The sequence below is a fragment of the Acinetobacter sp. 789_lipA genome, assembly GCF_058242845.1.
The window spans coordinates 1,466,585-1,493,483 of sequence record NZ_JBZAYS010000001.1 but is presented as its reverse complement, the minus strand read 5'-3'; the positions used below and the strand labels follow the sequence as shown (position 1 = coordinate 1,493,483).

Genomic DNA, 26,899 nt, shown 5'->3' with positions numbered 1-26,899 from the left:
ATTTGGTTACATTAACTTTTAAATATTTACTCTAAATATGATTTTTTCTGAAAAATAGCGGAAAATAGCCCTAATTCTTTAGTATTAGATTTTAAGATAGGCGAGCAATTCATGAGCGATCTAGCTTTCTCCTCTTTCACTTTAATTGGTGTAGATGCACTCAAATTTTTACAAGGCCAAGTGACGGTCAACGTTGAAGCTTTAGCTGAAAATACAACGCAATACACCGCCATTTGTGACTTGAAAGGCCGTATCCACTTTGGTTTATGGCTAACAAAACGTAACCCTGAGCATTTTGAAATTGTCACCACACAAGACCAGTCGGAAGAGTTTGCTAAACACATTAAAAAGTTTGGTGCTTTCTCTAAAATGAAACTTGAACCTATGGGTTCAGTTTTTCCAACCTTCACGCAAGACCGCACCACCTTTTCTGCTGAGCCTACCGATATTGCTGCATGGCAAGTGCAAGCCATTACCCATGGTGAAGCGTTTATCGACCAAGCCATTGAGCATGTGTTTCAACCCCAAGAGCTTCGTTTACACCAACGTGAAGGCGTGCACTATGACAAAGGCTGTTACTTGGGTCAGGAAGTGATTGCGCGTTTATGGTTTAAAGCCAAACCCAAAGCATGGTTGCATTTAATTCAGGGTACAGGCAGTGCGCCTGCGCAAGCTGAACAGTTGAATAAAGGTATTCAAGTGGTGAATAGCGCTGCGATTGATGGCGGTTATGTAGCGTTGGTGGTGGCACGTCCTGAGTCTTTGAGCGAACTGGATGTGACAGTTTTAGACTTACCAGAACGCTTAAATGGTGATGTGGCAAGACCTGCTTAAGTCTTTAAATTTTATGCTGTTATAATAAATGAGCCTCCAAAACTTATTCTTGGTTTTGGAGGCTTTTTTTAACTTAGAATGATGTCGGCCCTTTCTTCCTCACATAATAAACCACACCAGCCTTATCATCTGAAAAATAAAAGGAATTTGCATCTATACGGTAAATATCCGCAGGTCGACCATTCACCTTATTCCCCACTAAAAAACCATCCATAAAGGTTTCAAGTTTTTTCCTTTTACGCATAATCACAATTTTATAACCATGACCAATTGTGGCATCCGTAGAACCATGCAGAGCCACTAAAAAAGAATTTTTAATGGTGTCATCCGTATCTGGATCATCAAAGTAGTCAAAGCCTAGTGCAGACGAATGCGCAGGAAAATAGGCGTACGGAGACGGTACATTTTTACATCCAGTTGGACGTTTAAATTTTGGATCTGCTAAAATTTTACCATTCGACGAATAACAAGATGGCCAACCATAATCTGCATCACGCTTGAGTGCATAAAAAGTTTCATCAGGTTTATGTTTACCCAAATGGTCCGCACCTTGATTGGTAGCAAATAAAAATTTACCCACCCATTTCAAACCGACTGCATTGCGTAAGCCTGTGGCATAAATCTTTTGTTCAGAACCATCGGGGTTCATTTCTAAAACTGTCGCTCTAACTTTCTCTTTCTCGGTACAAGCATTACAACTTGAGCCGACTGAAACATAAATTTTACCGTTCCCACCTACTGCAATGGTTCGTGTTAGATGCCAGCCACCATATTTATAACTTAAACCATAATCAGGAAAAGTCGCTAAAACTTCGGTTTTGTCCGTGGGTTTAATCTCATCTTGGGTGAATTTTCGTCGGGTGAGCTGATGCGTTTCAGCCAAATATAACCAATCTTGCCCTGAAGAATCGGTATAAAACTGGACTGAATTTGGATTTTTCAGACCTGTCATATAAGGAATAATTTTGCCGAATTTTCCTGTTTCAGCATTCCATTCATCCAAAATATAAACGATGCCTTTTTTATTGTCGGTTAAATCATGCATGTCCGTTACAAACATTCTACCGTCAGGTGCTTTGCTAAAAAAACGAACACGTTTTAAGCCCTCAGCCGCAGGAATGATGACGTAATTTTCTGGCAGATTGAGAGAAAAGCGCTTCCCATTTTTCAAGTTGATTTGATGAGGCACAAGATTTGGCTGCCCCGCTAAAACTGCCATTGAACTAATTAAGCATATGAATAAGATTGAGAATATTTTTATCATTTTAGAGACGTCTCGATTCATCTTATGAAATACAGCATCTTTTTTATAGGATATAGGACTTACGCAGTATTATTTATAGATTCTCTGTGGTAGCAGATGATTTTTATCGAGAATAAAGTCATCAATGAAGTCTTTGATGATTGGTCTAAATAATTTCTTCTGCCAACGATATACATTTTCAAAGATCCGCTCAAACTGGTTCTTTTGTATCTCGACGTAGGCCATCAAGGCTGAAAAAATATGATTCAAAATCAGTTTAGATCGTCTTACTTGAAACTTTTCAATATGACAAACCTGTTTAATCACTCGGTGATATTGTTCTATTTTCCAATGACTTGAATGTAATTCATGAAAACCCTCAAAGGACAATAAATCATCTTCATCTTGATGCACAATATAAAACCTCTGCTGTTCTTTTAACTGAGTCTTAAATAATTGTACAAAGCCAAAATCTTTGAGCCAGACCACTTGACCCTGATGGAAATTCGGCAATAAACGCAGTTGAAACCATTGTCCTTTTTCTGGGGAAACCTTACGGTTACAGTCGATACCAAACATAAATCGAATACCATGTTTTCTTATGGTTTTTAGATTTGCAGTCGATGAATACCAACTATCACCTGTAATAAATTGAATCTTTGCACCCCAACTGAGTACTTCACTTAACATATCCATAAAGTAATCATTCTTGGTTTTACTTTCAGATTTGTCATAAATTCGGAAATTAATTGGAATATTTTGACCATTTTGATCTGTCGCATACAAGGTAATGAGATTAATACCCTTGACGGATCGGTGGTGTTTGCCTGACCAAAAATAGCTAACTAAGTCCATATGCTGACTATACGGTTTATCTAAAACAGTATCATCAATACTGACTATAAGTTTATTATTATCAATATGTTGAATTGCTTCCTGATATAGGTCGTGAGGTGTGTAGTCTTCACGCTCTAGAAAGCGATTTACACTATCATGCGAGATATTATAAGTCTCGGCAAGTTGTGTGCAGCTAATAGAGTTCGGTTCTGTCATGAGAAAGCCCATATAAATGGGTAGAGTACAAGTTGCTGTAGAAGCATGTTTAATTCGTCTGATCACAGATACTTTATAAAGTATTTTAATACTTTTTTGAATCCGTCAATGCGTAAGTCCTAGGATATAACTTGAATGATGAGCAGATAGTCAAACGCTTTTGCTAGAAAAGCGTATAGGCTCTTCATATATAAATTATTATTTTATATTATCTTTTGCCTATCCACTGCAAGCGCCTTTACAGTGGACTAAAGCCTTCATTTTCGGTCTGTGGCTATAAACAGAACATATAAAATATTGCTTTAGAAGTCTAAAGCAAGCATCAGTACTTGGGCTAAAGGCTCATCCAAGGACGTAAACCTTTTTAGAGCCTTATTTAATAGTTCACTCATCTTCAATGAATATTAAACATCAAAAATCATGAAACAGCTTATTCATGTCTTTGCAGAGATAGTCTTTAAATGAAAAATCTCGTGCATGTTTAGCATCAAATTTTGCGGTCACACCGTCTTTTTCAAAGATATACACGCGGTCATCTTTGCTCACTAAAAACTCACCACCCAATTTCATCAATAAGGCATCAATTTTCTCGCCGTCTGGAATCGACTCATCGGCCAAAACTTTTAAATAATTTCTCTTAATTGACTTAATAAACATGCTGAACTCACTACTCATTTTCAGCGCTATTTAAACAGAATCTAAGCCAGAATCCTAATAAAACCCGAAGCCATCAGCTACAACTACCAATAACACGTTTCAGACTTTTCCACTGCACAGCACGCGGTTTGTATTGGAAAAATATATACCGATCAATACAATCAACGGAAATTTGTAAGACCAAGACACAATTCAGATATTTACATTCACACAATTCAACTTATGATGTGAAATGACTCAAAACAAATACACACATAGATGGACTTATGTGTAAGAAAAAGGTTTATAAAACATGAAGAAAATCGTACTTGCAAGCTTAATTGCACTCACTAGCCAGCTTGCACTTGCAGCTACCACTCAAGATACCACCAACCCCGAATTTGCCAAGATTGAGGAAATGGTTAAAGCCAACAATATGACAGGGGCATATCAAGCTTTAGAAAAACTGGCAAAGTCTGGCAACCCACAAGCCATGTATAACTTGGCTTATTTGACTCAGACTGGCCAAGGCACAGCGAAGAATGAGAAGAAAGCCATTCAGCTCTATCAAGATGCTGCAAACAAAGGCTACCCTGTTGCGCATTATGTGCTTGCGAAAAACTATGTCACAGGTACTTTAGGCTTGCCTCAAGACATCAACAAAGCCAAACAACACTTTGAAGCCGCATCTAAACTAGGCTTTGATGATGCAACCGTTGAATATGCCGTGCTGTTATTTTCTGAAAATAAACCAGAGTCTGAAAAGTTAGCCCTTAAGAAACTTGAGCCTTTGGTGAAAAAAGGCAACTATCAAGCCATTCATGCACAAGCCTTGTACGACATCAGCACAGGCTTTAAAAACAAACAAGAAGCACCCATTCAAAAAGGCCTCAACAGCATTCAAGGCTTAGCCAAAAAAGGCTATATTCCTGCACTGATGGCCGTAGGCAATATGTTTGCTAATGGCAATATCATTCCGCAGAACTTGCCTGAAGCGAAGAAAATTTTTACCGCTTTAGCCAAGGAAAATGTGCCACAGGCCAAAGAGTCTTTGGCGATGGTTGATAAAATGATTGCCGATCAAGCCAAAGCCCCTGCTGCAACAGCTGCGGTCAAAAAATAAATCTCTTCTTCAAAAAAATACTCTCAATTGAGAGTATTTTTTCACCACCAAAGACCAATCAAGACACTGACCACCACAAAACTCAATAGCGTGCTGATCATCAATGGGGTGAGTGCTTTTTCATTTAAGCCATACACTTGCCCAAAAATTCCAAATAGAGAGGGCATCGGTAAAGCTGCAATCAAGGTCCCTGCATAAATCATCTTTGGGTCCAATGCAGTCAAATAGGTCAGCCCTAAATAAACCAAGAGTGGCATACAAATATTTTTAGATACCACCAGATAAACCGTTTGCAGGTTAAACGATTGAATGGTTAGCCCGACCATTCCCCCACCAATAATAAAGAGCGCTAAAGGTGCAGCGGTCTGGCCTAACATCGCAAACACTTGGTCGATTAAATGTGGAATTTGAAGTTCGAAAATCGCACAACTCATACCAAGCATCACCGACAAGAACAGTGGATTTTTAAGTAGCGTAAGAAATGTAGTTTTTAAAATGGAGGCTAAATTGGCTTGTCTTTGTCGCCCTATTTCTGCCAGAGTGAGCATCAGCGGTACAAGAAATACACTTTCAATGATCACCACCAATGAAATATAAATCATCGCTTCACTTCCCATCAGCAGCGTCAAAATTGCTGCTCCCAATAACCCCGTATTGGACATGGATGCACCCAGTGAAAAAACTGCAGCATGGGTAAAGTGATTCTTAAATAGCTTTTGACCTAAAATAAAAGCCGTAATAAATAAGCCAAAGGTCACAGCTGCATAAACATAAAAATAAGAGGGATACCAAATTTCATGCAAATCTTTTGAAGCTAAGGCGTGCAACAATAAAGCAGGTAACGCAATTTTGATGACAAAAGCACTGATTGCAGTCATTTGCTCTTTAGCGAGCAACTGGATTTTGACAGATGCAAAACCGAGGAAGAGCAGGAAAAATACTGGAAAAATTACCGAAAAAATCATTCAAGCTGTTCCTTTTCCAGATGATGTAAGTAAAGACCTATCCTAGAATACACCTTTACTCAGTTGAAATATTTTTAAAGACCAATGGACGAAGCAAAATGCTTATGCGATTAGAACGCAGAAAACAAATCTTTGATCCCATGTGGCTGACACCGTAAATACTGCGGTGCGATAGAGACTTTCCCACCCAGTTCTGCAGCGGCATGCCACGGCCATCGTGGGTCATACAACATGGCACGCGCCAGACCAATTGCATCGGCTTCTTGCGCTTCTAAAATATGTTCAGCCTGCTTAGCTTCTGTAATCAAGCCCACCGCAATGACTGGAATTTTCACCGCTTGTTTCACTGCATGGGCAAAAGGCACTTGATACTTGGGCTTAATCTGAATGTCTTGTTCCACATGCAAGCCACCACTTGAAACATGAATATAAGCCGCACCGAGTTGCTCTAACGCTTTCGATAGCCCAACCGTTGAATCAATATCCCAACTTTCTGTTGCAGTCGACTCCATCCAATCAGTTGCAGATAAACGTATACCTACGGGATAATTTTCAGGAACAGCTTGTTTAATGGCTTGGAAGACCTCTAAGGTAAATCGAATACGGTTTTCAAAACTTCCACCATATTCATCGGTACGTCGGTTCGACAGCGGTGACATGAACTGATGCAACAAATAGCCATGGGCTGCATGTAGTTCGATCAGCTCAAAACCTGCATCTACTGCGCGTACTGCAGCACTGGCAAAGTCTTCGATGATGTCTTGCATCTCCGTCACACTTAAAGCATGTGGTGCATGCTCTTCGGGCTTAAAGGGGACATCACTGGCAGAAACCGTTTGCCAACCATGCGGTTCATTCGGTTTGATCTGACCTTTTCCTGACCAAGGACGATCGGTCGATGCTTTACGCCCCGCATGTGCCAGTTGAATGGCAAAAGGCATTGGTGAAAGTGTTTTGACTTTTTGAAGCAAGGCCTTCATTTGTGCACGTTGCAAATCATTCCACAGCCCTAAATCCGCAAAACTGATTCGTCCTACAGCTTGTACGGCTGTTGCCTCAACAATACACAAGCCCGCACCTGACAAAGCATAATTGGCCCATTGTTGCTCATGCCAATAGCTCAGCTCACCCGCATCATTGGCTGAGTATTGGCACATCGGCGCAATCACGATTTTATTTGTTAAGTTTAAATCCCCAAATTGAATGGGTTGAAATAATAATGGCATCACAGCTCTCCCTGTACTCACTATGATCTATAACAAATAAAGTGCCTTGCATTCAACGCTAAAAGTGCAAATCTGCTGTCAAACCTTTGTACTTTTATGGCTATCCATTTAGAAAGTAATGCGGCTTCCAAGCCCCAAGACTAATGCATTATCCACCACATGGCTTGAACCTGAGTTGATCACATACTGAATGTTGGGACGTAACATTAACCACGGCGTAGCGTTATAGCTATAGTTCAGTTCAATATTGTATTCTGCGCTCGCATCATACTGTGCTTTACCCGCAGTAAATCGCTCATTCAGATGTACACGATTCACTCCCAAACCTAAAATATCCGTCGGATGCTGCTCAAATACCCCAATATATTTCAGCCCCACTTGCTGTGAGTTGTCTACTTTATTGGTGATGCGGTCATGCCATGTAAAGTTGGCAAAACTATGCAAACCTTGGCGCCCTGCACCCGTTGAAGTCAGTTGCTGTTCGATGGCAATCCATCCTGCAAATGTCCGGTCTTCGCCAACCACACCTTTGCCATAAGCCACATCATATTGGTTATTTGGATCATCTGCGGTGTTATATATCCCACCAACCCGATAGCTCCCCGCCAAACCATTCAATAGTGCTTTCGGTGTCCAAATCACTTCTACTGGAATAGTCACACCGTCGGCATGTTCTGTGTCTAGGCTCCAACCTTGTCCCTCGGCTTTGCCATTGCCATTATCTGGATTGAATTCATAAACACCCACTTGAGTTGTCACTTCAGGGGTCAGTTGATATTTAATGCGACCGCCCCATTGTGAAACCGGCGTATTCATCCAGATATTGCCCTGCCATTTCCCCATTTGTGCGGCACAAAAGGCATTACTAACAAAATCACACGCCATCACATCAAAATCAGAACCTAAACCCAGTCGCCCAACTTTGACACTGAGCCCTTGTTCTTTAAAACGCTTTTCAATCGAAAGCTCTGACAAACGGCTGTCTTGGTTTCCACGGCCATAGGTGGCTTGTACATTGGCTAATTGCGGTGCAGAAGGATCTTGCAAATCTCGAATTGAGGTACTTTGTCCTTGACGCGCAGTCGCAACAAAACGAATGGTGACCCCTTCCCAGCCGGCTAGCTTTTCTAAATCAAATTGTGTACCTAACCAAAACTGCGAAGCGGTACTTGGGCTTGCACCTGCATTATGCCCGCCATCCGCCAAATAGTTGGTATCTGTTAAAGCATTGGCTTCAAACTTAATGCCTTTTTGCGCCAATTCAGTTCGTTTTCCCTGCCAGTCACCAAACAAATACTGACCCTGTACATCCATCATCTGTTCCGCATGACTCACTGTCGCCCAGGCACACATTGCTGTTGCAAATAAAGAGAAAGAAAACTGTCGCATAAAACCCAAGCCCCAAACTAAAATGAAGAACAATCCATTTCATTTAAATGAAAAATTTAATGAAAAGTACATAATTTTTAAACAAAGATCTCAGCAAAATTTTTATCATTAAGTCAAAAAAAAGTTATCAATATCGTCCACAGCTATAAATAGAAGATTGGATTTGGGTGATTCATAGCAGTTTTCACTCAATTCAAGAATGCTATTTAAAGAGGATGATTCCTGATCACACTTGCACTCTAGCTCCGTACAAATGTGCTAAAGGCAAGCCTCTCGTTGAAATCACTTGCAATCTTGCGTGTACACCGCAATATTAGCCTCAAGTTTTATCATCTCATGTTGCCATGCCAGAATTACCCGAAGTTGAAACCACCAAAGCCAGTCTAGCGCCGTTATTAGATCAACAAGTACTCAGTGTTGAAGTTCGCCAGTCGAGCCTGCGCTGGCCGATTCCCGCCGATCTCAGCAAACTGGTGGGTCAGCGTTTAATTCAACTCAAACGCCGTTCTAAATACATTTTGGCCATTTTTGAACAAGACACGATGCTTTGGCATTTGGGTATGTCTGGTAGTTTCCGTATTTGTGAGGTGGGTGAAACCCTGCGTAAACACGATCATTTGATTATTCGTTTTGAAGATGTCGAGCTACGCTACCATGATCCGCGCCGCTTCGGCTGTATTTTATGGTTGGATAAATATTCGCAAACCAAGTTAATCGATACCCTTGGGCCTGAACCACTGAGTGCTGATTTTAACGCTAAATATTTAAGCCAAAAGTTAAAAAGCAAACAGGTCGGCATAAAAGTTGCAATCATGGATAACCATGTGGTGGTTGGTGTCGGAAATATCTATGCCACAGAGAGTTTGTTTAATTTAAGAATACACCCTGCGCAAGTGGCGTCTAGTTTAACACCCAGCCAAATTGAAAAATTGGTGGTCGAGATTAAACGTATTTTGCAGCAGGCCATCGATTTAGGTGGGTCTACCCTGCGGGACTATTCCAACGCAATGGGTGAAAATGGTTACTTTCAACAAACTTTATTGGCTTATGGTCGAGCAGGTGAAATGTGTGTGAACTGCGAGACTACGCTTGAAAACATCAAACTAGGACAGCGTGCTTCTGTGTTTTGTCCCGAATGCCAACCGCTGAAAAAAGTGCAACCTAAGCCCAAAGCCACAGCTCGAGGAAAAACCAAATGAAAACTGCCATTGTTCGTCATATTTTGGTCAAAGACAAAGACCTCGCTGAACAACTGAAAAAGAAAATCCACGATGGCGCCGATTTCGCCAAAATTGCTAAGCAATACTCCACCTGTAATTCAGCTAAACGCGGTGGTGAACTAGGTGAAGTCAAAAAAGGCCAATTGGTGCCTGTGATTGATAAATTGGTTTTTAGTGCAGCTGAAAAAGTACTACATGGCCCCATCAAGAGCCAATTTGGTTTTCATTTAGTAGAAATTAAATTCCGTATGGATTTTTAAAAGGATGCGCGGTATGTGATGTGTTTATGTCTAAGCACATCACAAACACAGTATTTGATTAAGCCTCTTTCATCTCATATGTCCAAGCATCAACGTGTTCGCCAGATTCCAACGTCCCTTGTACCCTCACCCGTTGATACTGTATCCCTTCAAACTCATCCAACGCATCCCAATGTTCGGTTAATTTTTCACTGCTAAAAAAATATCCTTCAACTGCTGCTGCTTGCGGATCTAAAACAATGGCGAATAAGCCTTTGTCGGGTCCCCAATCCAAAATATGCACCACGCCATGCACATAGCCTTTTTGCCATGTCCCACCTATACGCTCTAAAAGATGGGCATTTTCATGATTTGGACGGAGCGTCCCATAGACAAATAATTGGTTCATTCGACATCACCACAGCTATTCAATCATCGCGCATCATAAAACCAAAACTGTACAAAAACCAGTCTTCGGATAAGTCTCAGACATAAAAAAACGGCACTTGATGTGCCGTTTTATTTTAACTGTTCGATTACTGACGTTTTTTCAATTCATCACGAATTTCACGTAGCAACGCGATATCTTCTGGCGTTGCTGCTGGTTCTGGCGCTACTTCTTCTTGTTTACGGCGCATACGATTAATCATTTTCACCATTAAGAACACCACCCATGCCAAAATGATGAAATTAATTAAAATCGTAAGGAAGTTACCATAAGTCAGGACATTTACACCTGCTTTGGTTAACTCATCTAAAGACTGTAAATTGTTTGGGTTATCGCCCAAAACAAAGAACTTTTGTGTGAAATCCACACCACCGCCAGTGATCACAGTAATCAATGGCATGATGATATCTTTCACTAATGAGTCAACAATTTTACCAAATGCCCCACCAATAATCACACCGACAGCCAAGTCGATCATGTTGCCTTTTACCGCAAATTCGCGGAACTCTTGAATAATACTCATTTAAATCTCCAGTTTTTTTTGACTTTAATTTATGTGACGAAGTATACATTTAATTTTATAGCTTCATTTCCACGTAATTTACTCGGAAATCATCTGCTTTTATATATTGGTTTGCTAATTTTAAACAAAAAAATGCCATCAATAAATTGATGGCATTTTTAAATTTTGCTGCCCCGCATGAGGACAACATCATTTTTAAAACTTATTTACCAGAACGGTTACGTTTACGTTCGTTTTCAGTCAAGTAACGCTTACGGATACGGATTGACTTAGGTGTTACTTCAACTAATTCATCATCTTCAATGAATTCAAGCGCTTGTTCAAGCGTATATTCAACAGCAGGAACAAGAGTCAACGCATCATCAGTACCAGAAGCACGTACGTTTGTTAACTGTTTTGCTTTAGTTGGGTTAACTGTCATGTCATCTGAACGAGAGTTAATACCAATGATCATACCTTCGTAAACTTCTAACTGAGGTTTAGCAAATAGACGACCACGGTCCTGCAATGTGAACAATGCATAGCCAAGGCAAGTACCTTGAACCATAGAAATCAACACACCGTTTTGACGTTTCGCAACAGTACCTTGTTTCATTGGACCGTAATGCGAGAAGCTAGACGTCATGATTCCTGTACCAGAAGTCATGGTCAAGAATTCTGAACGGAAACCAATTAAGCCACGTGAAGGAACAGTTGCTTCAATACGGATACGGCCTTTACCGTCAACTTCCATATTCGTCATTTCGCCTTTACGGTGACCCATTTGTTCCATTACAGAACCTTGGTGCTGTTCTTCAACGTCAAATGTTACGTTTTCATATGGCTCTTGCTTTTCACCATCAACTTCTTTCAAGATTACTTGTGGACGAGATACGCCCATCTCGAAGCCTTCACGACGCATGTTTTCAATAAGAACTGAAAGGTGAAGTTCACCACGACCTGATACTTTAAAGCTATCAGGACTATCAGTATCTTCAACACGAAGTGCAACGTTATGAATTAATTCGCGGTCAAGACGTTCACGAATATTACGTGAAGTAACAAATTTACCTTCTTTACCAGCAAACGGAGAGTTGTTTACTTGGAAAGTCATCGTTACTGTAGGTTCATCTACAGACAATGCTGGTAAAGCTTCAACATTTTTAGGATCACAAATGGTGTCAGAAATATGAAGTTCATCAATACCTGTGATACACACGATATCGCCTGCTTGAGCAGATTCAACATCAACACGTTCTAAACCATGGTAACCCATGATTTTTAAGATACGACCATTACGTGTCTTACCGTCTTTATCAATCACAGTTACTGGTGTGTTTAATTTTACAGAACCACGTTGAATACGACCAACACCGATAACACCTACGAAGCTGTTATAGTCAAGTGATGAAATCTGCATTTGAAATGGACCATCAACATCAACTGCTGGTGGTTCAACAATGTCTACGATGGTTTGGAACAATGGAGTCATATCTTCAGCAAGTTCTTCTGGAGATGGACCAGCAACACCACGAAGACCTGAAGCGTAAACAACTGGGAAGTCTAACTGTTCGTCAGAACCACCAAGGTTATCAAACAAATCAAATACTTGGTCAATAACCCAATCTGGACGCGCGCTTGGCTTGTCGACTTTGTTGATAATTACGATTGGCTTCAAACCACGTGCGAACGCTTTTTGCGTTACGAAACGAGTTTGTGGCATTGGACCTTCTTGAGAGTCAACAAGAAGAAGTACACAGTCAACCATCGACATTACACGTTCAACTTCACCACCGAAGTCCGCGTGTCCTGGGGTGTCAACGATGTTAATACGGTATTCTGTATTGGTACGTGCATCTAACCATTTGATTGCAGTGTTTTTTGCAAGAATGGTAATACCACGTTCACTTTCAATCGCGCCTGAATCCATGACACGCTCAATCTCGCCTGCACGATCGCCAAGTGCACCTGATTGCTGTAAAAGTTTGTCTACTAGAGTGGTTTTACCGTGGTCAACGTGCGCAATGATGGCAATGTTGCGGAGAGTTTTGATATCTGACATGTAAATTCGATACGCCTAAAGTTTGAGGGCAAATTATACAGAAAAATAATAGAATTTAGTAGTGACAGTTTATTGACAGACTCATTTTTTTTGATAAGTGGTGTGTAATTAATTTTGTAAAGCTGTGTAAAGCGATTAGAATAGCGCCACCTTGCTAACACCCTTTGACATATGTCTGATCAGAAACTCTCTCCCAATCAAACAGATCAACTCGATTTGGTCTATGGTTTAAACGACCGCCCTCGCCCAATCATTGCTTTTCTTGCTGCCTTTCAACATCTCCTTGCAATTATTGTCCCAATTGTTACTCCGGGCTTACTCATCTGTCTAGCGCTTGGTGTGTCGAAAGAAGACACCAACATGATTTTATCCATGTCTTTGGTCATTTCAGGGATTGCAACCTTCTTACAATGTAAAAAAGTTGGACCTTTCGGTGCAGGTTTATTGATTGTTCAGGGCACCAGTTTTAACTTTATCGGCCCGATTATTGGAATTGGCTCTGCCATGGTTGCTGCAGGTACTCCAGTAGAATCCGTCATGGCTGCAATTTTTGGTGTGGTAATCGCAGGTTCATTTATTGAAATGGGCGTCTCACGTATTCTGCCTTGGGTGAAAATGCTCATTACCCCATTGGTAACAGGCATTGTGGTGTTATTGATTGGTTTGACTCTGATTAAAGAAGGTCTGATCAGCATGGGTGGTGGCTATCAAGCCATGTCAAACAATACCTTTGCCAATGCAGACAACTTAATCATGTCCTGTACAGTACTGGCACTGATCATTATATTGAACCGTATTCGCATTACTTGGGTAAAAAGTTCGGCTATTTTAATCGCACTGATTGTCGGTTATGTGTTGGCAGGCTTTATGGGGCATCTCGACTTTTCAGGTCTTCAGGATGCACCTCTGGTTCAAATTCCAACCCCAATGCACTTTGGTTTAGACTTCTCTTGGAGTTTGTTTATTCCAATGGCCTTTATTTACCTTGTGACCTCTTTAGAGGCGATTGGTGATATTACGGCAACCTCTAAACTCTCGAACCAACCTGTCGATGGTGCAACATGGATGGAGCGTATTAAAGGTGGTGTCTTGGTGAATGGTGCAAACTCTTTCCTTGCGGGTATTTTCAACACCTTCCCTAGCTCGGTCTTTGCACAAAACAATGGCGTAATTCAACTCACTGGCGTTGCGAGCCGTTATGTCGGCATCTGGATTGCCGCATTATTGGTGATTCTAGGTTTACTCCCTGCTGTTGCAGGTGTGATTCAGGCAGTGCCTCAAGCTGTTTTAGGCGGCGCTGTGATGGTGATGTTTGGAGCTGTAGCAGCTTCTGGAATTAACATTCTGTCAGGTATTCATCTTGACCGCCGCGCACTACTGATTATTGCCATTTCATTGGCACTCGGTTTAGGTGTTGCACAAGTTCCACAAATTTTGGAACACTTACCTGAATTATTCCGTAACATCTTCAGTTCAGGTGTTGCGACAGGTGGTATTGCAGCTTTGTTATTAAATATTATTCTTCCTGAAACGAAGAAATAATTGTTCATTTCAGTATGCACTTTGCCCAGCACTGTCTGGGCATCGTTTTTACAATGGAGTATATAAAATGGATCCACGAAGTGAAGTTGTTCTTCGCCAGCAAGAATTTCTCTCTGGTTCAGTTTTACTGGTCAATGCACCGTGTGACGAATTAAACACACAGTTAATTGGTACTGTAGAGCCACATTTTTGGACATGGAATTTTAACGAATTACAATATTTCCAAAACCAACAAAGTGATGTGCATTTTGGTACAGATTTGCCTGATGTCGCTTTTGATCAAGCCATCGTGTTTGTTCCAAAGTCAAAAGAACTACTCAATTATGTCCTACACCAACTGGTCAGTCGTTTGGCTGTAGGTGCATCGATCTTTTTAGTCGGTGAAAAGAAAGGCGGTGTAGAACGCGCTTCTAAACAGCTGCAACCTTTTGGTAAAACCCTCAAATTAGACAGCGCTCGACATTGTCAAATGTGGCAGTTAGTCACCGAAAAAACCGTAACCGCAAAACCTTTGGCTGATTGGGCACAACTCTATACAGTGCCAACCCCGAAAGGTGAATTACAGATTTGCGCATTACCGGGTGTGTTTAGTCAAAATCGTCTGGACGTGGGTACAGCCGTGTTATTGCCTCACCTTTCACAGGTCACTTCTGGAAAAATTGCAGACTTTGGCTGTGGTGCAGGCGTGATCAGTGCTTATTTGGCCAAGTTAAATCCGAAAAATCGCATTTTTGCACTGGATGTCGATGCCTTTGCATTAGCTTCAACAAAAATGACTTTTGAAAAAAATAACCTTTTACCAGAACAACTTGAGATTAAAGCGGTACACGGAATTGAGGATGCTCCTCTGTTTTTACACGCAATCGTCAGTAATCCCCCATTCCATCAAGGCATTCATACAGATTACAATGCCAGCGAAAATTTATGCAAAACATCCCGTCGCCATCTCAAATCAGATGGTGAGTTGTGGATTGTTGCCAACCGCTTTCTCAATTATCCATTACTCATTGAGCAAAGTTTTGGCCAATGTACAACCAAAGCCGATCAACAAGGCTTTAAGGTGCTGTTTGCTAGCACACAAAAGAAATCTTAAGGAACAATGATGAGCGAAACGACTCAACCAGCTCAACTCAAGCGGAAGCTTGGAGCTCGCCATCTGAATATGATCGCCATTGGTGGTTCAATTGGTACAGGTTTATTCCTTGCCTCAGGTGCAACCATTGCAAATGCTGGCCCTGGCGGGGCGTTATTGGCCTACTGCTTAATTGGTGTGATGATTTACTTTCTCATGACCAGTCTGGGTGAGTTGGCAACACATAACCCAACATCAGGTGCATTTTTCACCTATGGCACCAAGTATGTTGAGGGCGGTTTTGGTTTCGCCCTTGGCTGGAACTATTGGTATAACTGGGCCATTACGGTTGCATTTGAATTGGTTGCAGTTCAATTCATCATGAAATTCTGGTTTCCCGACCTGCCCGGTTTCTATTGGAGTGCTCTATTCTTAGCTGTTGTCTTTGGCATCAATGCACTGACAGTCAAAGGCTTTGGTGAAAGTGAGTTCTTCTTCTCCTTGGTTAAAGTCCTTGCCATCATTGTGTTTATCATCATTGGTATTTTCATGATTGCTAAAATCATGATGACGCCTGGTATCGCAACTTTTGCCAACTGGACCAAAGGTGAAGCGCCCTTCGTTGGTGGCTTATCGGCACTGATTGGTGTGGCGATGATTGCAGGGTTCTCGTTCCAAGGTACCGAAATGGTCGGTGTCGCTGCAGGTGAATCAAAAGATCCGCAAAAAACGATTCCGATTGCCATCAAACAGATTTTTTGGCGCATTCTACTGTTTTATGTAGTGTGTATTTTCATTATCGGCACACTCATTTCATATGATGATCCACTTTTATTACAAGCGGCTTCATCAGAGAATATTGCACTCTCTCCATTTACCTTACTCTATGAAAAAGCGGGATTTGCCTTTGCTGCCAGCGTGATGAATGCCGTGATTTTAACCGCGATTCTATCGGCAGGTAACTCTGGGATGTATTCATCAACGCGTATGCTGTTTAATATGGCCCAAAATGGCAGTGCACCTAAAGTGTTTGCCAAATTAGACCCACGCGGCGTACCCATGAATGCACTTTATGCGACAACTGCAATTGCTGCACTTTGCTTCTTAACTACTTTCATTGGTGAAGAACAAGTTTTCAACTGGTTGCTTAACATGTCGGGTATGTGTGGCTTTATCGTTTGGTTAGGGATTGCTGTTTCACACTATCGTTTCCGTAAAGGCTATGTTGCCCAAGGTCATAAGGTTGAAGACTTAGCTTATCGTGCAAAATTCTTCCCATTTGCTCCGTGGTTCGCCTTTATTCTGTGTGCAATTGTTGTTTTAGGTCAAAACTACCAAGCAGTGCTTGATGGTGAATGGCTCTCTGTGTTATCGACCTATATTGGTATTTTCTTATTCTTGGCGATTTGGCTAGGCTATAAATGGAAATACAAAACCAAACTTGTTTCTTACCAAGAAATGGATGTCAGTCCAATGAGTCCTGATCGCGAATAAAATCCTTTCATAATAAAAGACAGCCTTCGGGCTGTTTTTTATTATCATTTATCCATTTGCTAAAGCCGTAAAGCATAAATTAATAACGCAATTTTCAATAAGACAGTTCAATTATTGACTTCACATAAAAGCGATACCTATGACTCGGATCCATCCTAAACTTAGTTAATATTCTGCAACCAGCATCCGCTCACTTATACGATTAACAATTTACATATCTAGGTTGTAAAAATTTAGCCTCTCAATTCGCACAGCAATAACTAAATGTTACGGTTCATTGAGTACTGATCTCTATCAAATTCCTAGCCCCCTAAATATCAAGCCAGAAATATTATCTCGCTGGCAAACAAATCTTTATAAAAATAAATATCAATTCATTCTAAAGGCAAAAGTTATGATCGATGTCGCGAAGCATGAGTGACTAAAATCCACTCTTCATTCTTCTTATATTCATCCTCTAAAATTAAATACTTCTAACTGTGTCTTATGTCCTATGCGTAAATGACCATGACCAACGTAAGCCTTAAAGGCTCTTGTATTGAGCTCGAGCTTATGCTCAACAACACGCATTAACATAAATTTCATTGTTTTAGACATAAAAAAAAACGACTCCGAAGAGTCGTTTTTTAGTTAAAACTCAGATTATTGAGCTTGAACTGTACGGCTGCCAGAAATTGTCGCGAATACACGACGGTTCATAGCACGGCCTTCTTTAGTGTTGTTGTCAGCAATCGGTTGGTCCCAAGCGAAACCTTGAGTAGACAAACGAGCTGGGTCAACGTTGTATTCGTTTACTAGAGACGATTTAACAGAGTTAGCACGAGCTAAAGATAAACGTTCGTTCAATGCACGTGGACCAGTGTTGTCTGTGTGACCTTCGATGCGAGCAGTAGCATTTGGATATTCAACTAACTTCTCAGCAACTTTAGCGATTTCTGGCTTGTATTGGTCTTTGATGTTTGATTTGTTTGTATCAAAGAACACACGAAGTTCCATGTTAAGGTCTTCAGTTAACTCTTGTGGTTGAACTGGAGCAACTGGTTCAACTGGAGCAACTTCTACTACTGGAGCAGCAGGTTTCAAGTGACCACCAAGAACTACGTTAAGACCAGCAAGTGCTGTGTAGTTCCAGAAATCTTCATCGATGTTGTAAGTAGCACGAGCTTCAGTACGTAGCGACAAAGCATCGTTCAAGCGCCAGAAAGCACCGAAACCAGCATTACCTAAAGTACCTTCTTCGTCTTTAGCAATACCATCGATGTCATATTTGTAGTGACCAGCACCTAAAAGTACGTATGGCTTGATTTTGCTGTCATAGTTTTTAGTGATCAAATCAGAAGTAGCATAGAAGTTACCGTTGATTTGAGTTTGCTTATATTCAGCGCCAGCAGCAAGACCGTCTACATCACCTTTAACTTGGTTGTATTCAGCTTCGAAACCTAACCAAGGAGTCAATTCAACACCAAGTGCAGCGCCAACGAATAAATCGTCTTGAATTTCAGGAGCAGAAGTTAAATGGTCAACACCGTTGTTGTGTTGACTGTCTTGCCAAGTGTAACCAAGCATTAATGGAGTAACAGTTACGCCCGCGTTTGCAGCAGCTAAAGGAGCAGCTACGAGCATTGCTAATGCAATACGACTCATTTTCATGGATTTATCCTCCAGAGATAACAATTGTTTTTCAAGCTTAAGCTTAAAATTATTTAACCATTCTGAGATAGGCTTTTTTATACCCCAGTTTTATTTTTAAGCTATTCGCAATGAATCATACAAACACTTTATTTTTTTTCCAAGTGCTTGATAACTTTAATCAAGTAAATTATTGACAAAATTACTTACAATTTCCGTTGTAATTCGGTAATTTTTTACTCAATTTTTACTTGCGAATAGCTTATTTTCACTTGTCTTACATTTTAACAGCTTTTTAAACAAGTTGAGTACTACTAATTATGTATAAAATTTGTTTGATAAACAAAGCTTTAATAAATAAAAAATAGCCCATAACAATAAAACTGGATAACCATATGTTTTTTATCAATAAAAAAGGGTTCACTTTATTCGAACTCATGATCACTATTAGCATTATTATGATCATTTGTACAGTAGCTCTTCCTCATTTTCATCAGTATATGGCAGCACAAGAGCGAACCAAGATACTGAATACACTAAGAAATAATATTCATGCAGCCAAAAATATGGCCAACCTGCAACGTCAAAATATCACCATTTGTCCAAGTCAAGACCTCGTTCAATGCCAAAATCATCAGTGGAACATGGGCTTTATTGTATTTATCGATAATAATAAAAACCGACGAGTAGATACCAGTGAAAAGATTATTCGGACAGAACAACAGCAGCTCAAATATGGCAATCTTGATTGGCGTGGCACACTCAATCTTCCATCTTTAAGCTTTAAAGCTGAAAATGGTCTCCCCCTTGGTTCAAATGGAACTTTCTATTATTGCTCTATGCAAAGTCAGGATCACTTTAAATTAGTCATGAGCAAAATGGGGCAGACCCGGACTGAACCCCTAGATGCCTGTAACTAGACCCATGAGTCCATAATCACGTTTTCAGCTTTTCTCTCGAGTAAATTTGCATATACTGCTTAAGTTTACAACAAAACGTATAAGTGATTCGGAGAAGAAAATGACAGACATCGTAATTGTGAATGGTGCTCGTACGGCAATGGGCGGTTTTCAAGGCAGTTTAGCAAGTGTGACCGCTCCAGAACTCGGTGCTGTGACGATTAAAGAAGCGATTGCTCGTGCTGGCCTACACGCAAACGATGTAGAAGAAGTAATCATGGGTTGTGTTCTACCTGCGGGATTAAAGCAAGGTCCAGCACGTCAAGCTATGCGCCAAGCAGGTTTACCTGATTCAACAGGTGCCGTGACCATCAATAAATTATGTGGTTCTGGCATGAAAGCAGTAATGCAAGCTGCGGATATGATCAAAGCAGGTTCAGCAAATATCGTGGTTGCAGGTGGCATGGAGTCGATGACCAATGCTCCTTATATTTTAACCAAAGCACGCGCAGGCTACCGTATGGGGCATGGCGATGTTAAAGACCACATGTTCCTTGATGGCTTAGAAGATGCAGAAACAGGTCGATTGATGGGTTCTTTTGCACAAGATATGGCCAATACCCGTGGCTATACGCGTGAGCAAATGGATGCATTCGCGATTCGCTCTTTAGAGCGTGCACAAACAGCGGTCAACGAAGGTTACTTTGCCGATGAAATCGTGCCTGTGACAGTTTCATCTCGCAAAGGTGATGTTGTCATTGATAAAGATGAACAACCATTCAATGCCAATATTGCAAAAATTCCAAGCCTTCGCCCTGCTTTTGCTAAAGATGGCACCATCACTGCAGCAAATGCAAGCTCAATCTCAGATGGCGCATCCGCACTAGTTTTAACGTCAGCAGAAAATGCATCGAACAAAGGTTTAACACCATTAGCGAAAATTGTGGCTTATGCATCCAATTCACAGCATCCATCAGAGTTCACCATTGCACCAGTCGGTGCAATTGAAAAAGTGCTTAAGAAAACAGGTTGGAATGCACAGGACGTAGACCTTTGGGAAATCAATGAAGCTTTTGCGATGGTGACCATGTGTCCAATCGATGACTTCAAACTTGATCCTGCAAAAGTGAACATCAATGGTGGAGCTTGCGCATTGGGTCACCCTGTCGGTTCAACCGGTTCACGTATTATCCTGACTTTGATTCATGCGCTTAAACGCACAGGTGGTAAAAAAGGGATTGCAGCACTCTGCATCGGTGGTGGTGAAGCAACTGCTGTAGCGATTGAATTACTTTAAGATTCAAGCAACTTTCTTTTATTGACATATTTTATACAATGAAAGACTGGCTGATTAGCTGATATAAAAGCGACATTTATGAAAATCCCTCGACTGCGAGGGATTTTTTATTACAAGATTGTATTAGGGTCGATCTTAACGACTTGTTAAAATAACGACGAAAAAAACAACAAGGATAAGACAATGCAACTGAATCACTACCTCAACTTTGATGGTCAAACTGAAGCCGCTTTTAATTTTTACAAGTCTGTCTTTGGTGGAGAGTTTGCAACGTTCATGCGTTATGGAGACTTACCTTCAGATGAAAGTTCAGTTACCCTTTCCGACGCTGACCAACAAAAAATCATGCATGTTTCGCTTCCCATCAATGCCAGCACGATTCTGATGGCTTCGGATACCAATGATCAGTTTTGTGCCCAAACCAATACTGTTTTTACTCTAGGCAACAACCACTATATTTCCATTAACTTAGATGCCCATGAACAAGCCGATGCAAAACGCTTATTTGATGCACTTTCAGCCAATGGAAAAATAGAGATGCCTCTAGAGAAAACATTTTGGGGCGCACTCTATGGTGCATTTACCGATCAATTTGGAGTGAAGTGGATGGTGAATTGCCAATTAGAAGAAGGATAAAATGCATCTTCTTTTTAAACATCAATATTTGAGAATTGCGCAATAATAGTGAGCCCCAAGGTAATAAAACCGATACCGAGCCATCCAGCCAAATCGATGTTCTGCCCTAAAAATGCTTTAGCAAGAAGTGCTGTGGCAATGACACCAATGCCAGACCACAGCACATATAAAATTCCCGCTTGCATAAATTTTAAGGCATAGGCGGCACACGCAAAAGAAATCATGTAAAGCACCAGTGCAATACCTTGATCCAATTTATTGACCAAGCCATTACCTTTTGCGGAATAAAAAGTCGAAAGCACATCTGTAGCAATAGCAATAAGTAACCAAATGACACCGGGATTAATTTTTGCAAAAAGTGCCATCATGTCCATTTTACCTGCTTCTTTTTCTTCAATTTGTTCATCAAAAATGCTGCGTATAAATACAAAAAAGCTGGACCAAAGTCCAGCTTTTTATTCACTTGAAAATTTAAGCGCCCGTTTGATAACTGGCTTGTGCAACGGCTGTTGATGCTTGATATGGATTTCTAAAATCATTTAAACCCGCAGCAGCTTCAAGAATGTCTTTACCTTCTTTAATAACAAAGGTATCAAAGCCTGAACGTTTCATGTAGTTCAAGACATCTTTAAACACATCACCTGTTGCGCGTAGTTCACCTTGGAAACCTTGGCGACGTAATAGCGCTGCAAATGAATAGCCACGACCATCGTTAAAGCCCGCAAAATCAATAAAGATGGCATCTAACTGATCTAAAGGGAATTCATGCGTTTCAGGAGAAGCATCAACTGTAACAAGGAGTGCTTTTTTACCTGAAACTTGAGCCAATTGATCTAACTGCTCAACCGTTAAAACCACATCACCTTGCGGTAAAACACCATCTTCACCAATCACTTGATAAGTGTTGTCTGCAATCGAGCCATCTTTAGAGAGGACTTGTAGTGCGAGATTAAGCATATGCACGCTCCTTAAAGGGTTGAATGCCCACACGGCGATAAGTATCAATGAATTCTTCACCCTCAGCACGAAGGTCAAGATAGGTATTTAAAATTTCTTCAACGATGTCTGGCACAACTTCAGCTGCAAATGAAGGGCCTAAAATGTTACCAATTGAAGCATCATGATCAGCATTACCACCCAAAGTGATTTGGTAGAATTCAGCGCCTTTTTTGTCTACACCTAGAATACCAATGTTGCCCACATGGTGATGACCACATGCATTCATACAACCTGAAATATTCAGATCCAGTTTGCCAAGGTTATAAATGGTATCTAAGTCATCAAAACGACGTGAAATCGCTTCTGAAATAGGAATTGATTTCGCATTTGCCAGTGAACAGAAGTCACCGCCTGGGCAGCAAATAATGTCGGTTAAGAAACCAATGTGCGCACGAGCTAAATTGTTTTTCTCTAGAATAGTCCACAATTCAAACAAATCTTTCTGCGGAACATCCACCAAAGAAATATTTTGCTCATGCGTGGTCCGCAGTTCACCAAAGGTGTATTTGTCTGCAAGGTCTGCAATCAAATTCATCTCTTCCGTGGTCACGTCACCCGGTGCAATACCCGTACGTTTCAACGAAATCGTTACAATACGGTAGCCCTTCACTTTGTGAGCATTGGTGTTGATATTGAACCACTGTTTGAATTTTGGATGTGCAGCAAACTGTTCAGAAAAATCTTCATCTGCATAATCTTGATAATCAAACGGCATAAATTCTTCGTCTAATTTCTGCAAAATTTCAGGCTGAATTTTTAAAGTTTTAATGGTGTGCTCAAACTCAGCTTCGACTTTTTCAGCAAAGACTTGAGGCGTCAACGCTTTCACTAAAATTTTGATACGTGCTTTGTATTTGTTATCACGACGACCGTGTAAGTTATAAACACGCAGTACGGCTTCTAAGTAAGCAATCAGGTCTTCACGTGGCAAGAAGTCACGAATGAAACTACCAATCACAGGGGTACGACCTAAGCCACCACCGACTTTAATTTTATAGCCAATTTCGCCCGCTTCATTTTTAACGATATACACCCCAATATCATGGAATGATGTCGCTGCACGATCAGTTTCTTCAAGTGCTGATACAGCAATCTTGAACTTACGTGGCAAGAAGGCAAATTCTGGGTGGAAGGTTGACCATTGACGGATCAATTCACACGTTGGACGTGGGTCAGCCACTTCACCAGCAACCACACCTGCATATTGGTCTGTAGTCGTGTTACGAATACAGTTACCCGAAGTTTGGATCGCATGCATTTGTACAGAAGCTAGCTCTTGAAGCATGTCTGGAACATTTTCTAGCGCAGGCCAGTTAAACTGAATATTCTGACGCGTTGAAACGTGTGCATAACCACGGTCAAACTCAGTTGCAAGTTCTGCAACTTTGCGCAATTGCGTTGAGTTCATTAAGCCATAAGGCACAGCAATACGTAACATTGGCGCATAGCGTTGTACATAGAGACCGTTTTGAAGACGTAATGGGCGGTACTCATCTTCAGTGAGTTTTCCAGCTAAATAACGTTCCGTTTGGTCACGGAACTGTGCAACACGTTCATTGATCAGTTGCTGATCGAAATCAGTATATAAATACATGGCGTACAGCTAGTAGTTTCATTATAACGGCTGACAGCATAACGAGATTTAAACTATCAACAAAATGCGTTTTTTACATATTTCATAGCTGTTTTATTGATAAGGATAAGTAGATGTACTGTTTGCCCCTAATCCTAAAGGTTTTTTCTGATTAAAGTATTTTTTATTAGATACTTATACATTATTCAGCTAACTCCGTTCAGCCTATCACATACACACTAACCAATGCATTGCTACCGCATAAATTTTAAACCTGGCTTTCTGGGCAGATCTCAATTTTTCTATTGCTTCCTCGTTCTCACTTTACCCTTTTAAACCGATTGCACATAAAAATAGCCTGACGAATCAGGCTATTTGAAAGTTTAAATGACTACAAAAGATTATTTTGCATCGGGTAAGGCATATGCCACCAAAGCATCTCCCATCTTGGTCCCAAATGAACCATGACCACCCGCCATAATGACCACATACTGTTTACCATTGGCTTCATAGGTCATTGGTGTAGCTTGACCGCCCGCTGGTAGACGACCTTTCCAAAGTTCATCACCATTGGTCACATTGATGGCACGGATATAATTATCCTGCGTACCACCGACAAACATCACATTCCCCGCCGTTGAGATTGAACCACCAAGCATAGGAACCCCCATTTTAAATGGTGGTAATTGAATTCCCGGTAAGCTGTCACGGATCGTACCAATACGACGTTTCCATGCAACTTCGTGAGTATTTAAATCTACACCCGCCACAAAACCCCAAGCAGGCTGTTTACATGGCAAACCAAATGGAGACAAGAACGCACTGATCTCTACACCGTAAGGCACGCCATACATCGGTTGTACACCCGCTTCGGTGCCTGCACCTTTGGCTGTTTTCGGACGGTTTGGATCGGCTGGAATGAGTCGAGAAACAAACGGTAAACCGATTGGGTTCATCACTGCGATTTGACGATCAGGGTTAACGGACATACCGCCCCATTCAAATACACCCAAGTTGCCTGGGAAAACCAAAGTTCCATTTTCTGAAGGTGGGGTATAAATACCGTCATAGTTCAGTTTGTGGAAAGACACACGGCACATCAACTGGTCAAACATGGTTGCACCCCACATTTGCTTATCCGTCAGTTTCTCTTTTGGCGCAAGGTCAAAGTCAGAGAAAGGTTGTGTCGCAGAGTAACGCTCACCTTTGGTTTGCGGCCCACGTTTCACTGTTTGTGGTACAGGTTTTTCTGTAATTGGAACAATGGCTGCACCAGTACGACGGTCTAGAACAAAGGCATTGCCTGTTTTCGTTAATACGTAAATGGCAGGAACCATTTTGCCTGACTTATCTTTAATATCCGTCAACGTCGGTTGTGATGGTACATCCATATCCCACAAATCATGATGCGTAGTTTGGAAATTCCACACCAACTTACCTGTTGAGGCATTCAGTGCCAGCATTGAATTGGCATAACGCTCATGCAACTCGGTACGGTTACCGCCCCAAATATCTGGCGTACCCACACCCGTTGGAATGTAAACCATATCCAAGGCTGCATCATAGGCTAATGGTGCCCATGCATTCGGTGAGTTTTGAACATACTTTTGACCTGGAGCTGGAATCGCATTTGGATCTTCTGCACCTGTGTCAAAGACCCACAACAATGCACCCGTATTTACATCATAACCACGAATCACACCTGAAGGTTCTTCAGTTGAATAGTTATCTGTGGTTGAACCCGCAATAATAATAGTCGTGCCTGTGACTACAGGTGGCGACGTTGGGATATAACCGCCCGGATAAGGGAATGGCATATCTTTTTGCAAATCGACTTCACCATTTTTACCAAAGTCAGTACAACGCTCACCAGTATCAGCATTGATAGCAACCAAACGGCCATCATTGACAGGTAAAATCACTTTTTTTGGACATTCAGTCGATGTTGATTTTTTTGAAGCCAAGCTGGCTTCAAAACCAGCCGTATTGTTCGCATCATAATAAGACACGCCACGACAGGTTAAATGCTGAAAAGTATTGTCCGCTTTGAGTTTCGGATCAAAAGTCCATTTCGCCTTACCCGTAGCTGGGTCAAGTGCAACCAATTTTTGGTGCGTGGTACAGATATACATATTGTCCCCAACTTTAATTGGGGTGACCTGATTGGTGGTTTCACCAGAGTCATTTTCTGTTTTAAAGTCGCCTGTGTTATAGGTCCAAGCGACTTTTAAATCATTAACATTCTCAGAATTAATTTGCGTTAAAGGAGAATAGCGCAAACCAGACTGAGTACGACCATAAGCAGGCCAGTCGCCATCCGCAACACCCGGAATAGACTGTGCGGTTGCAGGTTGCTTGCTGCTTAGTTCACCTCGAATTTCTTGAGGGTCATTAAACACAGCATAGATCATCACGGCAATAGTCACCGCCAATGAACCTATTAAAACCAGTTTTGCACTTTTAGCGTTGTCAAAGCCACGTGTGACCGCTGGAATGAGTAGCCATAAACCAAATAAACCAAGGATATCTAAACGTGGCGCCAAGGCAAAGAAGTCTGAACCCACTTCCCATAAGCCCCAAACCACTGTACCCAAGACCAACAACGCATAAACGATTAATGCCGTACTTTTTAATTTTTGCAGTAGAACTGCAGTCACGATGAAGAGTAAACCTGCAATGATGTAGTACCAAGACCCACCAAGCACTGCAAGATAAATCCCTCCTATCAGCAGGACTAAACCAAAGATTACAGCAATCACAGCTGTAAAAGTTTTAAGCCCTGAACCTGAAGACGGAGTACTCATATTGACCACCTTTT

Annotated in this window: 24 protein-coding genes; 10 read left to right on the top strand and 14 right to left on the bottom strand. The window is 41.2% G+C overall.

Annotated elements, in window-relative coordinates; all coding sequences use genetic code 11:
* Positions 1–111: 111 nt before the first annotated feature.
* Positions 112–834, top strand: a complete 723-nt coding sequence (gene ygfZ / locus AC4CUZ_RS07195) for a CAF17-like 4Fe-4S cluster assembly/insertion protein YgfZ (protein ID WP_490747426.1) — start codon at positions 112–114, stop codon at positions 832–834.
* A gap of 73 nt (positions 835–907) precedes the next feature.
* On the opposite strand, the gene AC4CUZ_RS07190 is transcribed toward ygfZ, so the two are convergent.
* The 3 genes from AC4CUZ_RS07190 to AC4CUZ_RS07180 form a co-directional block, all read right to left on the bottom strand.
* Positions 908–2,098 (bottom strand): PQQ-dependent sugar dehydrogenase, encoded by a 1,191-nt coding sequence (locus tag AC4CUZ_RS07190; protein WP_490747425.1) that lies wholly within the window; start codon positions 2,096–2,098, stop codon positions 908–910.
* 69 nt (positions 2,099–2,167) lie between these two features.
* The gene (locus AC4CUZ_RS07185) at positions 2,168–3,196 is read right to left on the bottom strand and encodes an IS701 family transposase (RefSeq protein WP_490747408.1); all 1,029 of its coding nucleotides are present in this window, start codon (positions 3,194–3,196) and stop codon (positions 2,168–2,170) included.
* Between the two features lie 345 nt (positions 3,197–3,541).
* Positions 3,542–3,787 (bottom strand): hypothetical protein, encoded by a 246-nt coding sequence (locus AC4CUZ_RS07180; protein ID WP_004695190.1) that lies wholly within the window; start codon positions 3,785–3,787, stop codon positions 3,542–3,544.
* 292 nt (positions 3,788–4,079) lie between these two features.
* Between AC4CUZ_RS07180 and AC4CUZ_RS07175 the strand changes: the two genes are divergently transcribed.
* On the top strand, positions 4,080–4,889 hold the full coding sequence (locus AC4CUZ_RS07175) for a tetratricopeptide repeat protein (protein WP_490747424.1): 810 nt from the start codon (positions 4,080–4,082) through the stop codon (positions 4,887–4,889).
* 41 nt (positions 4,890–4,930) lie between these two features.
* Here the strand turns inward: AC4CUZ_RS07175 and AC4CUZ_RS07170 are convergent, their stop codons facing one another.
* From AC4CUZ_RS07170 to AC4CUZ_RS07160, 3 genes are all read right to left on the bottom strand, one after another.
* Entirely contained in the window at positions 4,931–5,854 is a 924-nt protein-coding gene (locus tag AC4CUZ_RS07170) for an AEC family transporter (RefSeq protein ID WP_234963493.1), read from the bottom strand.
* Positions 5,855–5,964: 110 nt separating this feature from the next.
* A complete protein-coding gene (locus AC4CUZ_RS07165) occupies positions 5,965–7,080 on the bottom strand; it encodes an NADH:flavin oxidoreductase/NADH oxidase (RefSeq protein ID WP_148825560.1) in 1,116 nt (371 codons plus the stop codon).
* Positions 7,081–7,188: 108 nt separating this feature from the next.
* Positions 7,189–8,469: a carbohydrate porin gene (locus tag AC4CUZ_RS07160; protein WP_490747423.1), complete on the bottom strand. Its 1,281-nt coding sequence runs from the start codon at positions 8,467–8,469 to the stop codon at positions 7,189–7,191.
* 344 nt (positions 8,470–8,813) lie between these two features.
* Between AC4CUZ_RS07160 and mutM the strand changes: the two genes are divergently transcribed.
* Both mutM and AC4CUZ_RS07150 read left to right on the top strand, forming a co-directional pair.
* Positions 8,814–9,668: a bifunctional DNA-formamidopyrimidine glycosylase/DNA-(apurinic or apyrimidinic site) lyase gene (gene mutM, locus AC4CUZ_RS07155; RefSeq protein ID WP_234304549.1), complete on the top strand. Its 855-nt coding sequence runs from the start codon at positions 8,814–8,816 to the stop codon at positions 9,666–9,668.
* Entirely contained in the window at positions 9,665–9,949 is a 285-nt protein-coding gene (locus AC4CUZ_RS07150) for a peptidylprolyl isomerase (protein ID WP_058870212.1), read from the top strand. The genes mutM and AC4CUZ_RS07150 overlap by 4 nt, the downstream gene beginning before the upstream one ends.
* Positions 9,950–10,007: 58 nt before the next feature.
* On the opposite strand, the gene AC4CUZ_RS07145 is transcribed toward AC4CUZ_RS07150, so the two are convergent.
* The 3 genes from AC4CUZ_RS07145 to typA form a co-directional block, all read right to left on the bottom strand.
* On the bottom strand, positions 10,008–10,337 hold the full coding sequence (locus AC4CUZ_RS07145) for a gamma-glutamylcyclotransferase family protein (protein WP_004983113.1): 330 nt from the start codon (positions 10,335–10,337) through the stop codon (positions 10,008–10,010).
* A 127-nt stretch (positions 10,338–10,464) separates the two neighbouring features.
* Entirely contained in the window at positions 10,465–10,899 is a 435-nt protein-coding gene (gene mscL, locus AC4CUZ_RS07140) for a large conductance mechanosensitive channel protein MscL (RefSeq protein ID WP_058870213.1), read from the bottom strand.
* 202 nt (positions 10,900–11,101) lie between these two features.
* On the bottom strand, positions 11,102–12,940 hold the full coding sequence (gene typA / locus AC4CUZ_RS07135) for a translational GTPase TypA (protein WP_010327435.1): 1,839 nt from the start codon (positions 12,938–12,940) through the stop codon (positions 11,102–11,104).
* Between the two features lie 171 nt (positions 12,941–13,111).
* Here typA and AC4CUZ_RS07130 point away from each other — a divergent pair, with 171 nt between their 5' ends.
* From AC4CUZ_RS07130 to AC4CUZ_RS07120, 3 genes are all read left to right on the top strand, one after another.
* A complete protein-coding gene (locus tag AC4CUZ_RS07130; RefSeq protein WP_058870215.1) occupies positions 13,112–14,482 on the top strand; it encodes a uracil-xanthine permease family protein in 1,371 nt (456 codons plus the stop codon).
* A 67-nt stretch (positions 14,483–14,549) separates the two neighbouring features.
* The gene (locus tag AC4CUZ_RS07125; protein WP_004983119.1) at positions 14,550–15,575 is read left to right on the top strand and encodes a methyltransferase; all 1,026 of its coding nucleotides are present in this window, start codon (positions 14,550–14,552) and stop codon (positions 15,573–15,575) included.
* Positions 15,576–15,584: 9 nt separating this feature from the next.
* On the top strand, positions 15,585–17,048 hold the full coding sequence (locus tag AC4CUZ_RS07120; RefSeq protein ID WP_281962772.1) for an amino acid permease: 1,464 nt from the start codon (positions 15,585–15,587) through the stop codon (positions 17,046–17,048).
* A 642-nt stretch (positions 17,049–17,690) separates the two neighbouring features.
* On the opposite strand, the gene omp38 is transcribed toward AC4CUZ_RS07120, so the two are convergent.
* Positions 17,691–18,698: an outer membrane protein Omp38 gene (omp38, locus tag AC4CUZ_RS07115; protein WP_126037838.1), complete on the bottom strand. Its 1,008-nt coding sequence runs from the start codon at positions 18,696–18,698 to the stop codon at positions 17,691–17,693.
* 374 nt (positions 18,699–19,072) lie between these two features.
* On the opposite strand from omp38, the gene AC4CUZ_RS07110 reads away from it, so the two are divergent.
* The 3 genes from AC4CUZ_RS07110 (at position 19,073) to AC4CUZ_RS07100 (ending at position 21,509) form a co-directional block, all read left to right on the top strand.
* On the top strand, positions 19,073–19,597 hold the full coding sequence (locus AC4CUZ_RS07110; protein WP_490747422.1) for a GspH/FimT family pseudopilin: 525 nt from the start codon (positions 19,073–19,075) through the stop codon (positions 19,595–19,597).
* Positions 19,598–19,697: 100 nt separating this feature from the next.
* Positions 19,698–20,873 carry a thiolase family protein gene (locus AC4CUZ_RS07105; RefSeq protein WP_148825552.1) on the top strand — a complete coding sequence of 392 codons (1,176 nt, stop codon included), beginning with the start codon at positions 19,698–19,700 and terminating at the stop codon, positions 20,871–20,873.
* A gap of 183 nt (positions 20,874–21,056) precedes the next feature.
* The gene (locus tag AC4CUZ_RS07100; RefSeq protein WP_490747421.1) at positions 21,057–21,509 is read left to right on the top strand and encodes a VOC family protein; all 453 of its coding nucleotides are present in this window, start codon (positions 21,057–21,059) and stop codon (positions 21,507–21,509) included.
* Positions 21,510–21,523: 14 nt separating this feature from the next.
* Here the strand turns inward: AC4CUZ_RS07100 and AC4CUZ_RS07095 are convergent, their stop codons facing one another.
* The 4 genes from AC4CUZ_RS07095 to AC4CUZ_RS07080 form a co-directional block, all read right to left on the bottom strand.
* A complete protein-coding gene (locus AC4CUZ_RS07095) occupies positions 21,524–21,877 on the bottom strand; it encodes a DMT family transporter (protein WP_058870222.1) in 354 nt (117 codons plus the stop codon).
* Positions 21,878–21,980: 103 nt separating this feature from the next.
* On the bottom strand, positions 21,981–22,466 hold the full coding sequence (locus tag AC4CUZ_RS07090; RefSeq protein ID WP_114837210.1) for a DUF934 domain-containing protein: 486 nt from the start codon (positions 22,464–22,466) through the stop codon (positions 21,981–21,983).
* Positions 22,459–24,102, bottom strand: coding sequence for a nitrite/sulfite reductase (locus tag AC4CUZ_RS07085; RefSeq protein WP_490747420.1), 1,644 nt, complete (start codon positions 24,100–24,102; stop codon positions 22,459–22,461). Before AC4CUZ_RS07085 ends, AC4CUZ_RS07090 begins: the two co-directional genes overlap by 8 nt.
* 380 nt (positions 24,103–24,482) lie before the next feature.
* Positions 24,483–26,885, bottom strand: coding sequence for a glucose/quinate/shikimate family membrane-bound PQQ-dependent dehydrogenase (locus AC4CUZ_RS07080; protein ID WP_490747419.1), 2,403 nt, complete (start codon positions 26,883–26,885; stop codon positions 24,483–24,485).
* Between the last annotated feature and the right edge of the window lie 14 nt (positions 26,886–26,899).